The 12,639-nt window shown below is 72.4% G+C and carries 11 protein-coding genes and 2 pseudogenes; 8 read left to right on the forward strand and 5 right to left on the reverse strand.

The annotated features are described in order from the left end of the window. The first annotated feature begins 177 nt into the window (after positions 1–177). Both VR44_RS22025 and VR44_RS22030 read left to right on the forward strand, forming a co-directional pair. Positions 178–735: a dihydrofolate reductase family protein gene (locus VR44_RS22025; protein ID WP_211275106.1), complete on the forward strand. Its 558-nt coding sequence runs from the start codon at positions 178–180 to the stop codon at positions 733–735. Positions 736–805: 70 nt separating this feature from the next. Then, the gene (locus VR44_RS22030) at positions 806–1,138 is read left to right on the forward strand and encodes a hypothetical protein (protein WP_052713760.1); all 333 of its coding nucleotides are present in this window, start codon (positions 806–808) and stop codon (positions 1,136–1,138) included. 29 nt (positions 1,139–1,167) lie between these two features. Here the strand turns inward: VR44_RS22030 and VR44_RS22035 are convergent, their stop codons facing one another. Further along, a complete protein-coding gene (locus VR44_RS22035; RefSeq protein WP_045949297.1) occupies positions 1,168–1,830 on the reverse strand; it encodes a deoxynucleoside kinase in 663 nt (220 codons plus the stop codon). A 408-nt stretch (positions 1,831–2,238) separates the two neighbouring features. Here VR44_RS22035 and VR44_RS22040 point away from each other — a divergent pair, with 408 nt between their 5' ends. Next, complete coding sequence (locus VR44_RS22040) at positions 2,239–2,535, forward strand: hypothetical protein (protein ID WP_045949298.1); 297 nt, start codon at positions 2,239–2,241, stop codon at positions 2,533–2,535. Positions 2,536–2,660: 125 nt separating this feature from the next. Beyond that, entirely contained in the window at positions 2,661–4,217 is a 1,557-nt protein-coding gene (locus VR44_RS22045; RefSeq protein ID WP_045949299.1) for an AMP-binding protein, read from the forward strand. A 78-nt stretch (positions 4,218–4,295) separates the two neighbouring features. Here VR44_RS22045 and VR44_RS22050 read toward each other — a convergent pair whose 3' ends face one another. The 3 genes from VR44_RS22050 to VR44_RS22060 form a co-directional block, all read right to left on the reverse strand. Beyond that, the gene (locus tag VR44_RS22050; protein ID WP_045949300.1) at positions 4,296–6,200 is read right to left on the reverse strand and encodes a M1 family aminopeptidase; all 1,905 of its coding nucleotides are present in this window, start codon (positions 6,198–6,200) and stop codon (positions 4,296–4,298) included. A gap of 334 nt (positions 6,201–6,534) precedes the next feature. Further along, entirely contained in the window at positions 6,535–7,017 is a 483-nt protein-coding gene (locus VR44_RS22055; protein WP_045949301.1) for a hypothetical protein, read from the reverse strand. Between the two features lie 38 nt (positions 7,018–7,055). Further along, the gene (locus VR44_RS22060) at positions 7,056–7,736 is read right to left on the reverse strand and encodes a hypothetical protein (protein WP_045949302.1); all 681 of its coding nucleotides are present in this window, start codon (positions 7,734–7,736) and stop codon (positions 7,056–7,058) included. Positions 7,737–7,985: 249 nt separating this feature from the next. Between VR44_RS22060 and VR44_RS22065 the strand changes: the two genes are divergently transcribed. Both VR44_RS22065 and VR44_RS22070 read left to right on the forward strand, forming a co-directional pair. Next, on the forward strand, positions 7,986–8,864 hold the full coding sequence (locus tag VR44_RS22065; protein ID WP_045949303.1) for an AraC family transcriptional regulator: 879 nt from the start codon (positions 7,986–7,988) through the stop codon (positions 8,862–8,864). A gap of 62 nt (positions 8,865–8,926) precedes the next feature. Beyond that, complete coding sequence (locus VR44_RS22070) at positions 8,927–9,793, forward strand: MOSC domain-containing protein (protein ID WP_045949304.1); 867 nt, start codon at positions 8,927–8,929, stop codon at positions 9,791–9,793. An 89-nt stretch (positions 9,794–9,882) separates the two neighbouring features. Here VR44_RS22070 and VR44_RS22075 read toward each other — a convergent pair whose 3' ends face one another. After that, positions 9,883–10,935 carry a YncE family protein gene (locus VR44_RS22075; RefSeq protein WP_045949305.1) on the reverse strand — a complete coding sequence of 351 codons (1,053 nt, stop codon included), beginning with the start codon at positions 10,933–10,935 and terminating at the stop codon, positions 9,883–9,885. Between the two features lie 148 nt (positions 10,936–11,083). On the opposite strand from VR44_RS22075, the pseudogene VR44_RS22080 reads away from it, so the two are divergent. Both VR44_RS22080 and VR44_RS22085 read left to right on the forward strand, forming a co-directional pair. Further along, positions 11,084–11,994: pseudogene (locus tag VR44_RS22080) on the forward strand (LysR family transcriptional regulator). A gap of 63 nt (positions 11,995–12,057) precedes the next feature. After that, positions 12,058–12,426: pseudogene (locus VR44_RS22085) on the forward strand (VOC family protein); the annotation flags it as partial. Positions 12,427–12,639: the final 213 nt, after the last annotated feature.

Genomic DNA, 12,639 nt, shown 5'->3' on the forward strand with positions numbered 1-12,639 from the left:
AAGCCGCCGCACAGGCGCACAGGCCAGACGCATCGAACGCCCGGCGGGACTTCCCGGCCGGGCCTTTCGGTGTGTCCGGGTGGCGCCGGCGGCCGGCTTCGTGATTGCCTCGCACTTGCGGCCGGGGCACCGCCGCACACCCACTGCGAAGGCGGTGACGCCGTGCTGGTCTACTCCATGAGCGTCTCGGTGGACGGGTTCATCAAGGACCGCGAGGGCGCGTTCGACTGGTCGGGACCCGACGACGAGCAGTTCCGCGTCCACCTGGAACAGACGGGCGAGCTCGGCGGGTTCCTGTGCGGCCGCAGGCTCTACGAGACCATGCTCCCCTGGGAGACCGACCCCTCGCTGCGCGAGGACGAACTCAGGTCCGCGTTCGCCGACGTCTGGTGCGCCCTCCCGAAGACCGTCTTCAGCCGTACGCTCGGCAGCGTCCGGGGCAACGCCCGGCTCGCCCGGCTGCCGGTGGCCGAGGAGGCCGCCGCGGCGCGGGAGGCGACCGGCAAGGACATCGGGATCGGCGGCGCCGGCCTGGCCGCGACGGCGATCGGGCTGGGCCTCGTCGACGAACTGCGCATGTTCCGCTACCCGGTCGTCGTCGGCGGCGGGACGCCCTTCCTGCCGCCCGTCACCGAGGACATCCGGCTGAACCTGCTGGAAACCAGGACGTTCGGCTCCCGCGTGGTCTACGAGCGCTACGAGCGCGCCCGCGACCCGTTCCCGGCCGGGGAATGAGTACGTGACGCGGGGTGTCCTGAGTACGTCCGCGCAGGCGGTTCCCGTCCGGAGCCGGTGAACTGGGCCCATGCACGAAACGCCCCCGCCGCAGACCGCCTCCCGCCCCGCCGAAGTCCCGGGCCCCGAGGGGGTGTCGCCGTGGACGACGGCGTGGACGCTCGCCCTGGTTCCCGTGGCCTTCTTCTTCGGCGGCCTCGCCCCGATGGCGACGGCCGCCCACCCCGGGACCGTGGCGGTCGTCAAGGCGCTGTGGTGTGCCTCCTGGACGCTGACCCCGCTCCTGGCGCTGGCCTCCCGCTCGCTCGCGGCCCGGCCCGCCCTGACCGTCGCGGGACGCTGGACCGCACGGGCCGCACTGGTCCCGCCGGTCGCCGTGATCCTGCTGACGGGCGCCCTTTAGCCGGCGCTAGGCCGTCTCTTCCGGACGGCCTAGTCCCGGCCCTCGCCCGTCGCCAGGGCGTCCTTGACCTCCTGCGCCACGCGGGCCGCGTCCTCGGGGTTGTTCACCACGTCTGTGTGGTTCATGTCGATGACGAGGACCCTGCTGGCCGAGTAGTGCTTGTGCACCCAGTCGTCGTACCCGGACCAGAGGGTCCGGTAGTACTCCACGAGGCTCTCGTCCTGCTCGAAGTCCCGGCCCCGCAGCCCGATGCGGTGCAGGACCGTCTCGAAGTCCGCCTTGAGGTAGACCATCAGGTCGGGGGCCTTGCGGTACGGCAGGCCCTCGATCTCGCGCATCATCTCGTCGAGCAGGCCCTCGTACACCTGCATCTCGAGGGAGCTGATGCGGCCCAGGTCGTGGTTGACCTTGGCGAAGTACCAGTCCTCGTAGATGGACCGGTCGAGGACGTTGTCGCCCTGCTTGTACGCCTCCTTGATGGCGGCGAACCGGGTCTGGAGGAAGTAGAGCTGGAGCAGGAACGGGTACCGCTTGGCCTGGATCTCCTCGGGGCTCGCCGTGTAGAAGAGCGGCAGGATCGGGTTGTCCTCCACGCTCTCGTAGAAGACCTCGCTGCCCAGCTCCTTGGCGATCAGTTCGGCCACGGTGGTCTTGCCGATCCCGATCATGCCTCCGACGCAGATCACTGGCATACCTCACTTCTCCCCGGGGGTCTTCGTTTCGCGGGGCGGGCGGGCTGGGCGCCCCACACCACCGAGACGCCTTCCGGCGGCCACTCGATTCCCCAGGCTCTTCATGGTCAGCTTCCGTGGTCCCCGTCCGGACCAGGGCCGCGGCCGCGGCGCAGGCCGCTCTCCCCGACCGGCCGCACTGACCGTTCCGCAGTTGTCGCAACAGCGACGGGCCACCGCCCCGTGGCCGCTCAGAAGCATAAATCATGGTTCGCCCGGCGCCCGCCAGAGCAGCCGCGGGCCGGTCTGCCCCGGCAAGGTGAACCCGTGCCCCGGATGGCGGCGGAGCCGGGCGGCAGCGGTGGCGGGACGCCGGGGCCCGCCCGAGGCTCGTTGCCGGGGACGAGTGCGAGGGAAGGGCAGCCGCCGATGCCGCGAGCCGAGGAACGGGGCCCCCTCACGCGCCCGGGTGCCGGGACACCCGGCCGGCACCGGAGCAGGGCGGGGCATCTGAAGGCGACCGTCGTACGGACCCGTCTGCTGCCCGCGTTCCTGGTCCTCACGGTGATGATGGTGGCCCTCTGGCTGATGGGGATGCCCTTCCTGCAGGCCCTGACGATCTCCACCGGCGTGAAGGCCGCGGTGGCCCTGCTCGCCTTCCGCCGGCCGGCGCCGCCACCGCCCCCGGCGGTACCGTCCGACGCGCCGACGGGCACCGGTCCGTGACCGTCCTCCGCCGGACGGGCGGCCGCCGGAGCCGGGTTGGCCGGATGTCGGCGTCCGGCTTGGGCTTGTGGATCATCGCCCGTTAACCTCCCGCTAGTTGCTCAAGTCAACCAATGGGGATGGTTATGGACGACACCACCGGACGCTTCCGCAGCCACGTGGAAGAGATCCTCGACGCCTTGGAGAAGGAACCGGACCGCGAGGCCCTCGTACACCACGACCGACGCCTGACCGCCGCCGAACTGCGCGGCCTCGTCTACGCCATGGCACGCGCCCTGCGCTCCCAAGGGGTGCGTCGGGGCCAGACCGTCACCCTCCTCGCGGGCAACCTCCCCGAGACGATCGCGGCCCGCTACGCCGCCGGCCTGCTCGGCTGCGCCGTGAACCACCTCTACGCCGGGCTTTCGGCCGAAGTGCACGCCGACATCATCCGGGACGTCGAGACCCGGGCACTGATAGTCGACCCCGCCCACCTCGACCGGGCCGCCGACCTGGCCCGGCGGGTGCCGCTGGAACGGGTGCTGGTCCTCGGTCCGGGCACGGGCACCGGCCCGGGCACCGACCTGTCGGCACTGGCCGCTGCGGAGTCCACCGAGGTCTTACAGGGCGCCGCGCGTCCGCAGGACATCTGCACGATCCGGCACACCGGGGGCACCACCGGCCACCCCAAGGCCATCTGCACCACCTTCGGGCAGTGGGTGTCGATCGGTCCCGGCTGGTCCGGGGAGGAGCGGATCAGGGCCCTGGTGTGCACCACCCTCGCGCACGCGGCCGGCTTCATGGCGGACACCACGCTGCAGCGCGGCGGCACCGTCGTGCTGCTGGACGGGTTCGACGCCGGCGCCGTGCTCGCGGCCATCGAGCGCGAGCGCGTCTCCCACACCTTCCTGCTGCCGCCGCTCCTCTACCAGCTGATGGACCACCCCGACGTCGACCGCACCGACACCTCCAGCCTGCGCCTGCTCACCTACGGGGGCTGCGCCTCGTCCCCGGCCCGCCTCGCGGCGGCGGTCCGTCGCTTCGGCCCCGTACTGAACCAGTTCTACGGCCAGAACGAGGCGGGCGGGATCAGCATGCTCTCCCCCGAGGACCACGATCCGCGCCGCCCGGAGCTGCTGCGGACGGCCGGGAAGGTCATGGAGGGCGTCGAGGTCGCCGTCCGCGACCCCGACGGACGCCAGCTGCCGGCCGGTGAGCACGGAGAGATCTGCGTCCGCTCCCCGCAGGTGATGAAGGGCTACTGGAAGCAGCCCGAACTCACCGCGGAGGTACTGCGGGACGGCTGGCTGCACACCGGTGACATCGGGTTCGTGGACGAGGAGGGCTACCTCACCATCGTGGACCGGCTGAAGGACATGATCGTGGTGGTGGGCGGCCACGTGTACACGGTGGAACTGGAGGACGTGCTCAACTCCCATCCCCAGGTCCGGCAGAGCGCGGTCCTCGGGGTCCCCGACGCCAACCGGATGGAGCGGGTCCACGCGGTCGTCGTCCGTACTCCGGGCGGTGACGTCGGCGAGGAGGAGCTGCGCGCCATGGTGCGCGAGCGCAAGGGCGCCATGTACGAGCCCGCGAGCATCGTCTTCGTCGACGAGCTGCCCCTGACCGACGCGGGCAAGCCGGACAAGAAGCTGCTGCGCGGCCGGGCCGCCGGGCCGGCCGGGTCCGCCCTGACGTCCTGATGCCCTGACGCCCTGACCGGCGGGACCGGCATCGGTCCGCCGGGGGTGCGCGCCCCCGGGCGGACCGTGCCGTGGGTGTCAGCCCTCGATGCGGTGCCCGGTCCAGAACGAGGTCAGGTCCGTGGGCGAGACCGCCTGGGCGGCCGCCTTGAACTCGGCGGTCGTCGAGACGCCGTACCAGTGCGAGGTCGCGTAGTCCTTCAGCAGCTTGGCCATCACGCCGTCACCGAGCTGGCGCCGCAGGTCGTGCAGGGCGCACTTGCCGTAGCCGTACACGACGGTCGAGTACCGGGAGGAGTGCGCGTCCCAGTAGGCCATGGAGTTGGTGATCTTCTCGGCCGAGGACGCCCACGAGACGCTGTTCCAGCAGTTGGTGCCGGTCTTGCCCAGCGCCAGGTCGGTGGCGTAGTCGGTGAACGCCTCGTCCAGCCAGGGGCTCGCGTACTCGTCGTCGCCGACGATGCCGTAGAACCACTGGTGCCCGATCTCGTGGGTCAGCGCCGTGGTGCTCACCAGGTCGAGGACGAAGCCGGGGTACTCCATGCCCCCGAACCAGTAGTTGTTGTCGATGACCGCGTCCAGCTCGCCGTACGGGTACGCGCCGAACCGTGCCGCATGGGCGTCGACCGCGGTCTTCGCCGTGCTCAGCATCGACTGTGCGTCGCTCGCGCTGATCCCCGACACGGAGATAAGAGACACGGAGTAGACGTTGATCGGCGTGCCGGCGGCCGAGGTGCCCGAGATCTTGCTGAACGGCCCGGAGCCCCAGGCGAAGTCGCGCACCTTGGAGGCGGTCGCCGTGGTGACCGTGCGCCCGCTCGTCCCGGGGGTGTCGACCGAGGTCCCGGTGGCCGGTACCAGCAGGCCGCTGGGGTGGTCCAGCGTCACGTTGAAGTCGGAGGCCAGGGAGTAGAACGACTCGCCGTTGTTGGTGTACGGGTCCAGGTGCCAGCCCGCGCCGTCCCGGACCGCGAGCACGGGCAGGGCGTTGCCGATGTTGCTGAACGCCCCGTCGTGGCCGAACCGGTCCGCGCCGCTGGGTACGGTGATCGTCAGGTCGAAGCCGATCGTGGCGCTCTGGCCCTGGGCGAGCGGGGCCGGCAGGTCGATCTTGAGGGCGGTGCAGGCGACCGAGAGCGCGCCGGCGGTCCCGCCCGTGACGTTGCCGACGGTGATCGGCATCGCCTGGCAGGTGCCGTGGTAGTTGTCCCAGAGCCTCAGGTACACCTCGCTCAGCGGAGCGGCGGAGGCGTTGGTGAACGAGGCGGTCTCATGGCCGGTCCACACGAAGCCGTTCGTGTCGCTGCTGAGGTTCACGGTGTACGCGGGCGCCGCCGGGGTACGGGTGGAGTCCGTGGGCGGGACCGTGCCGCCGGAGGTGTCGAGGGCGACGTCGTCGACGACGAAACCGGTCTGGAGGCTGGAGTCCTCCGAGCCGGTGAAGGAGACCGTCACGGTCTGGCCGGCGAAGGCCGAGACGTCGAAGGACTTCTGTACGTACCCGGTGTTCTTGTCCAGGTTCGAGTAGGTCGCGAGTGTCGTGCTGCCGATCTTCGCCGTCAGGGTGTCGTACTTGACCGACGTGGTCCGCTCGGCGGTGTCGACGTGCAGCCAGAAGCTGAGGGTGGCGGTGCTGCAGCCCGCCGGGACGCTGACGCTCTGGGAGAGCGTGTCGGTGTGCGTCGTGCCGACGCCGTTCAGCCAGGCGAACCAGCCGCCGGAGTGGGCGCTCTGGCCCGTGCGGTTGGTGATCAGCCCGGTCTGCGACTGGCTCCAGGGCGAAGTGCCGCTCTCGAAGCCGCCGTTGGCGACCACCTGGGCGGGCGTGCAGGCCGCGGCCCGGTGGGCGGTGCCGGTGGGGGCGGTGCCGGCGTGCGCGGGGGCGGTCTGCGACGTGGTGTCGCGGGCCGGGGCGGCGGCGGCCGGCGCGGCGGCTACGGCGCCCAGGGTGGCGGCGAAGGCCTTGTGGGGGGTGGCTCTCACACGTAACTCCTTCTCGGCGGCCGGGATTCCGGCCTGCTCGGTGGCCGTCCGGCACCGGCCGGGTGCGCCGGCGGACGACCGCGGGGGCGCTCCGCTCGCACGGGGCGCCGTGGTGAGACGTGCCGGCCCCGGTTCGGGGGACGGCGCTACGCAGCCTCGCAGTGTTGACCGGAACATGCCATCCAGTAACAGGTAAAGCGTTCCTCCCCGTCGGGCCGGGTCCCGCCCGGCCCGCTCCGGCCGGCCATGACCGGAGGGTAGGCGGGAACGGGCCCCGGCCGACGGCGGATCCTGCGCTCCGGGGGCCCGTGGACCCGTAATCTGCCCGGATGGCCTACCTCCCGACGCCCTCCCGGCCGCCGGCGGCTCCCAGTCCGCGGTGGGCGGGCTCCTCGTGCTTCAGGTATCCGCCGGAAGGGCAGCCGTCGTCCGGGTCCGTCGTCGGGCACATGGCAGGGTCCCTCGCGTCGCCGAAGTCCCCGTAGAGGTAGACCCACACCGTGCATGAGGGTTCCTCGGCGAACGACAGCCGGAGGTCGTTGCCCCGCGTGGCCGTTTCGTCGGGGGCCGGGATGCCGCCGTCTCCGCGGCTGGAGTAGAAGGCCCAGCGGCCGGTGGACAGTGCCTCGGGGTGGGCGCATCGGGCCAGCGCCTCGACCTTGCCGAATCCCGTGCCGGTGAAGGTGTGGTCCTTCGCGAAACTCACGGATGTCCCGCTGGGGCTGGTCCACGTCCCCACCAGCTGCTCCTGCGGTATCACCGCCGTGTGGACGGCCGCGCCCAGCCCGCAGGACGCGGTGAGCACCACCCCGGTCACCGCGAGAACGGCCGACCGCCGGCCCCGCCCGTGGTTCCTCAGCCGCACGTCGGCACCGGGCAGAGGGTGACCTTGGTGATACCGGGCAGGCGGGAGATCTCCGTCCTCAGCTTCTCCCGGCCCGGTGCCGAGAGCTGTTCGGTGAAGCGGACGTCCAGGTAGGAGCCCTCGTCGGACTCGGTCCCGAACACGTGCGTCGCCCCGAACGGCTTCAGGTGCTCTTCCGCGGCCCCGACGCCCCGGTAGAGCCCGGGAGCGGTGACGGCCCGGAAGGTGTGGGGCTCGGCCAGTGCGGGGCCGATGTGGAAGTGCCAGGCGAAGGCGGCGTAGCCGACGAGGGCGGCCGTGGTGATCGCGGCCCCGATGCCGCCGACCGCCTTGGCGGCGACCGGGCGCCGGCGCGGGTCCGCGTGCGCGGCGAGCAGGAGGACCAGGGCCGACGGCCAGAACACGACCATCCCGAACATGACGCCCAGCACCCCCCACCCGAGCAGCGAGAGCCCGACGGCCAGGCACGTGCCGACGAAGTGCCGCGGCGAGCGGAGGGCCGGCAGCGGAACCGCCGTGGCGAGGCACGTCACCACGAACATGGGCGCCGGGCCCAACTGAACCCCCCACAACGTCACGGGCACGGCGATGACCACCGCGGCCACGGCCAGGGCCTTCTGGAGCCCGTGGACGGGTGCCGTGGGGTCCTGCTCCTCGTCGACGCTCATCATCCCCCCGTTGTTTGAACGCATTCAACTGAACGCGTTCAATCGAGCTTGTGCGGCGGGCCGTGCAAAGCGCCGAAGGGTCGGGTGCGCCTCGTCAGCGGGCGCGGCCGGTGACCACCTGCCGGGCCGCGCGGCAGGGTGCCCCGCGCTCGGCGGGCGGGCGGGGGCCCGACCGGAGCGGGCACAGGATGTCGGGTGCGGCAGGCTTGGTGCTTCCTAAGGTCGGTGATCGGAAGGGAAGGAGGCCGGGGTTTGCTGGAGCGGCTGAACCAGGCCATGGAGTACGTCGAGGCTCATCTCGACCAGCGCATCGAGGTGTCGGAACTGGCCCGGATCACGGTCACGTCGGAGTACCACTTGCGACGGCTGTTCTCGTCGCTGGCCGGGATGCCGCTGTCGGAGTACGTCCGGCGCCGGCGGCTCACCGTCGCGGGGGCCGCGGTCCTGGCGGGGGAGCCGACCCTGCTGGAGATCGCGGTCCGTTACGGCTACACCTCGGGCGAGGCCTTCGCCAGGGCGTTCCGTGCCGTGCACGGTGTCGGCCCCGGCGAGGCCAGGCGTACCGGCGCCGCTCTGAGCTCACAGCCCCGGCTGTCCTTCCGCCTCACCGTCGAAGGGAACAGCACCATGCGGTACCGCATCGTGGAGAAGGAATCATTCAGGGTCGTCGGCAGGAAGGCCCGCGTCCCGCTGATCTACCAGGGGGTCAACCCGCACATCGCCGAGCACATACGGAGCATCCCGGCGGAGACGATGCTGCGGATCGCCGGCTTCTCGGACCAGGACCCGGAGGGTGTGGTGTCGGCGACGGTGCGGCTGTCGGATGGCTTCGAGGAGGGCAGCGAACTGGACTACTACCACTGCGTGGTCACCGCAGCGGCTGCCGCCGGGCTGCCCGGGGACCTCGACGTGCTGGACTGCCCGGCGGGCACCTGGGCCGTGTTCGAGAACAGCGGGCCGTTCCCGCAGGCGCTGCAGCAGATGTGGGCCGACGTCGCCGCTCAGTGGATCCCGTCCAACCCGTACGAGTACCGTCCGGGCCCGGAGATCCTCCGTACCCGTCCCCATCCCGGCGAGCCGGAGCATTCCGACGCGCAGCTGTGGATCCCGGTGACCCGCACCACGGCCTGACCGGGCCGTCGGAGCCCCGGCGATCTTGCATGGACCGCCGGGGCTGATCGGATAATCGGCCCATGGGAACTGTGACGGCCTTGTGCCGGTATCCGGTGAAGTCCATGCTCGGCGAAGCGCTGACCAGCGTCCGGATCACGGAGGAAGGACTGGCCGGGGACCGGGAGTTCGCCGTGCTGGACGAGGCCGGCGCGGTCGCCAGCGCGAAGCACCCGCGCAAGTGGGGCGCGCTGCTGGACTGCCGGAGCAGGTCGGCCGGACCGGGCGCGGCCCGGGTGGAGCTGCCCGGCGGTGACGTGCTGCCGGCCGGGGGCGCGGAGCTGGACGCACGGCTGTCGGCCCTGCTGGGGCGCCGGGTGGCCGTGTCGGGCGAGCCGCCGGAACAGGGGCTCCTCGAGCGTGCGGTTCCCGACTACGAGGGCGGGCTCCCCGAAGTCCTGCGGCCGCGGGCGTCCGTGGACTCGACCGGAGGGACGATCACCGCCGGACGGGTCGCCGCCGGAACCTTCTTCGACTTCGGCCGGGTCCACCTCGTCACCACCAACAGCCTGCGCAGCCTCCGGCGCACCCACCCCGCGGGGGACTTCGACCCCCTGCGCTTCCGGCCGAACCTGGTGGTCGACCTCCCGGGCGGGCCGGGGTTCCCCGAGGACTCCTGGCAGGGCGGCACCCTGCGGATCGGGCCGGCCCTGTTCCGGGTCGTCGTGCCCACGCCCCGCTGCGTGGTCCCCAACCTGGGCCACGGCGAACTGCCCCCGGACGTGGGCATCATGCGCGCCGTGGCCCGCGAGCACCGGGTGCCGGTGCTCGACCTGGGCCGGCTGTCCTGCGTGGGCGTGTACCTGGAGGTGCTGGAGCCGGGGACCGTCCGCACCGGCGATGAGGTGACCGTCCACCCCGACCCGGCGATCCGACGGACTACGGGCTGACGGGCTGACGGGGCCGAACGGATGCAAGCAAGCGGCCGGAGCCGCCGTATCCGTGCCCCGCTGACACCGCCCGCTGACACCGGCCGCGGTCAGGCGGGGCGCGGTACGTACGCCAGGCCGTGCGCGCCGGCTTCGCCGAGCTTGGCGATGTCCAGCCGGGCCAGGCGTTCCAGCGTCTCCAGGTCGACGACGTCGACGGTGGAGGAGATGACGCAGGACACGTAGCCGAGCCGGCCGTCGGGGGAGGAGGAGATGGTCAGCGGGAAGAGCCCCACCTCGACCTCGCCCAGCCGCTTGCGGGTGTCCGCGCAGAACACGGTGAGGAGACCCGGCGCGTGCCGGCCGAGCCGCGCGCCCGGCTCGGCCGTCATGCGCAGCTCGCCCGCGAGGAGCTTGCCCGTCGACGTCAGGTGGACCGGCAGGACGACGTTCTCCGTGGGCAGGGTGTCCACGACGGAGGCGGTCAGGGGGTCGATGACCCGGATACCGGTGGCCGGCCGCTCCCCGGCGCCCCCGGAGAAGCTGGCGTACGGCGCGGCGACGAAGGCGTGCGCGCCGTCGGCGGAGACGGCGAGCCCCTCACTGCCCGGGACCTCGACCTTCGCGGTGAGCACGCCCCGTTCGAGGTCCACGACGGACACGAACGGCGCCTCCTTGTTGGTGGCGTACCCGGTCCGCCCCGCCGGGTCGATCGCGAACCAGTGCGGACCGGGCGCGTCCGTGTCGATCCTGCCGAGGGCCCGGTGGGTCGACGTGTCGATCACCACCACACCGCCCGGCCGGTCCTCCCCGCTCTCCACGCTGACGTAGAGCCGCCCGCGCCCGGTGTCCAGCGCCAGCCCGTGCGGGCCGTGCTCCGGCGCGAGGTCGACGATCTCGACGATGCGGCGGCTGTCGGGATCGATGACGGCGAGCTCGGTGCGCCGGCCGGCGTTCGCGTGGTAGTAGCCCGAGTGGTACGTCAGCGTGCACCACAGCAGTCGCTGCGTCGGGTCGTAGCACAGCTCGTGCGGCTCGGCGGGGACCGGCAGGTCGCCGAGGTGGCGGTCGGAGGCGGCGTCGAAGAACGAGACCGCCGGTCCGCTCTGGCTGACGACGGCCAGTACGTCGCCCTCTCGACCGGCACGGGGGGACTGCTGCACAGCGGCTCCTTGAAGGGGTGAAGCGGGAACGCCACGCGTCTTCGCGGGCATCCCCACTCTCCGGTGCCGGCGGATCGGACAGCAATGCAAAGATTGACAGCTAATCATTGCCCCATACGCAAAACCGCACTTCAGGAGAGAGTCGTTGATGGATCTCAACCTGCTGCGCGTCCTGGACGCCCTGCTCCAGGAGAGCAGCGTGACCCGCGCCGCCGAACGCCTCGGCAGCTCGCCCGCGGCGGTCAGCCGCAGCCTGGCCCGGCTCCGCCGCACCGTCGGAGACCCGCTGCTGGTCCGGGCCGGCCAGGGGCTGGTCCCCACCCCGCGCGCCGAGGAACTCCGCGAGGAGGTCGCCGGGTTGCTGCGCGGCTGCGACAGCGTGCTGCGGCCCGGCGCCGGGTTCGACGCCGTGCACCTGGAGCGCACGTTCACGGTGCAGGCCACCGACCTGCTGCTGGTGGGGCTGGCCGGGAGCCTGACCGAGCGGATCCACGCCGAGGCCCCGCGGGTGGACGTGGTCTTCCTCCCCGAGGCGGTGGAGGGCGGTCCCGGGCTCCGGCAGGGCTGGGTCGACGTCGAACTGGGCGTCCTCGGACACCTGGACCCGGAGATCCGCACCCGGCCCCTCGCCCGGATGCCGCTGGTCGGGGTCGCCCGCAGCGGCCACCCCCTCTTCGACGGACGGATCGACGCCCGCCGCTTCGCCGCGGCCGACCACATCGGCATCTCCCGCCTCTCGGGCCCATCGACAGCGCCCTCGCGGAACTCGGCCTGCGCCGCCGGACCGCCGTCGTCGTACCCAGCCACACGAGCGCGATGATGCTCGCCCGCGACACCGACCTCGTCGCGCTCAGCCTGGCCGACTGGCTCCCCGACACGATCGAGGCCCTGGGCGTGCGCACCTTCCCCGTCCCCCTGGACCTGGAACCCCTGGACCTCGGCATGGCCTGGCACCCCCGCAACTCGGCGGACCCGGGACACCGCTGGTTCCGCGAACACCTCGCCTCCGCCGTCCTGTCCCCGGCCGGCCCGGCGCGGCGCGGCGCATGCCGGGCGTAGCGGGGGGTACGACTCCTTCCGTACGAGGCGTGCTGACCACGACCCAGGGACAGGGTGTCGGAAATGATCAGAAAGCTGCAGGCGGTGGCACTGGACTGCGCCGACCCGGTACGGCTGGCGGAGTTCTACGCGGCCCTGCTCGGCGGCCGGGTGGTCGAGGACCCCGACGATCCCGACTGGCTGGAGGTGCACGGCTTCGAGGGGACCCCGCTGGCCTGCCAGCGCGTGGACGGATACCAGCCGCCCCGGTGGCCGGGCCAGGATCGCCCGCAGCAGCTCCACCTCGACTTCGACGTGGACGACCTCGACGGCGAGGAGCGCCGGGCGCTCGCCCTCGGCGCGACCGTGCTCGAACGGACGGACCAGCTCCGCCCCGACGCCAACTGGCGCGTCTACGCGGACCCGGCCGGCCACCCCTTCTGCCTCTGCCTCCCTCTGCCTCCACTGAACCGTACGGCGCCGGGCCGGCCGCCCGCTGTCCGGTGGCGGGGTGCGGTGCGGCGGTCTGCGGAGGGCGCGCGCCGGGTGGACGCGCCCGCCCCGCACGCCTTCCCGCGCCCCCCGGGCCCGTGCTCGACTGTGCTCCTTCCGACCAGCAGGGGAGCCAGTCATGGAAGAGCCCGCCACCCGCCGCCGCACCACCCG

Source organism: Streptomyces katrae (assembly GCF_000966975.1).
Taxonomy (GTDB): domain Bacteria; phylum Actinomycetota; class Actinomycetes; order Streptomycetales; family Streptomycetaceae; genus Streptomyces; species Streptomyces katrae.

Coding starts and splice junctions, on each gene's coding strand:
- VR44_RS22025 (WP_211275106.1), top strand. CDS start 178: ATGAGCGTCTCGGTGGACGGGTTCATCAAGGACCGCGAGGGCGCGTTC.
- VR44_RS22030 (WP_052713760.1), top strand. CDS start 806: ATGCACGAAACGCCCCCGCCGCAGACCGCCTCCCGCCCCGCCGAAGTC.
- VR44_RS22035 (WP_045949297.1), bottom strand. CDS start 1,830: ATGCCAGTGATCTGCGTCGGAGGCATGATCGGGATCGGCAAGACCACC.
- VR44_RS22040 (WP_045949298.1), top strand. CDS start 2,239: ATGCCGCGAGCCGAGGAACGGGGCCCCCTCACGCGCCCGGGTGCCGGG.
- VR44_RS22045 (WP_045949299.1), top strand. CDS start 2,661: ATGGACGACACCACCGGACGCTTCCGCAGCCACGTGGAAGAGATCCTC.
- VR44_RS22060 (WP_045949302.1), bottom strand. CDS start 7,736: ATGATGAGCGTCGACGAGGAGCAGGACCCCACGGCACCCGTCCACGGG.
- VR44_RS22070 (WP_045949304.1), top strand. CDS start 8,927: ATGGGAACTGTGACGGCCTTGTGCCGGTATCCGGTGAAGTCCATGCTC.